This is a genomic window from Streptomyces sp. NRRL F-2664 (assembly GCF_000719345.1).
Taxonomy (GTDB): domain Bacteria; phylum Actinomycetota; class Actinomycetes; order Streptomycetales; family Streptomycetaceae; genus Streptomyces.
This window is the reverse complement of the sequence record NZ_JOFX01000348.1, coordinates 1-463: the sequence shown is the minus strand read 5'-3', so window position 1 is coordinate 463 and position 463 is coordinate 1. Positions and strand designations below refer to the sequence as shown.

General features: G+C 70.2%; 1 protein-coding gene. It reads right to left on the bottom strand.

The window, feature by feature from the left end; translation table 11 throughout:
- Positions 1-178: helix-turn-helix domain-containing protein (locus IF89_RS44225; protein WP_199820682.1), on the bottom strand; the 178-nt coding region annotated here is incomplete at its 3' end.
- Between the last annotated feature and the right edge of the window lie 285 nt (positions 179-463).

The following is a 463-nucleotide window of genomic DNA, read 5'->3' as shown; positions in this document are numbered from 1 at the left end:
TGCCGCCCTCACGCCAGGCGCGACGCCAGCGTTCCACCGACCGCACACTCACCCGCAGGTCCTTCGCGATCACCGCGGTCTTCTCACCCGCCGCGAATCTCTCGCCGGCTTGCAGCCGGACCCCCTCACGAAAAGCCCGACGCTCAGCGGTCAGGCCCCCACCCTCCGGATAACGCATACCACCGGGATACCGCAAGGATCATGGACCGTCACCACCCGACGACAACCCGCAAAGCTCAGTAACACCCGCCCTCGCACAGCGGGGGAACCTCAACCAGCACGTCCGCCGGGCGCAGCCAGCACGCCAGACACAGGGCCGGACACCCCGCGCGAGCCCGCGGGTGTGCCCGGCCCCTGCGCATAACGGCGCATGCGCCGGTGCGTGCGCCGCTATGCGCGGGGTGTGCCGGGGATCAGCTGACCTGGATCATTCCGTAGCCGTGGGAGACGGGGGAGTCGGACG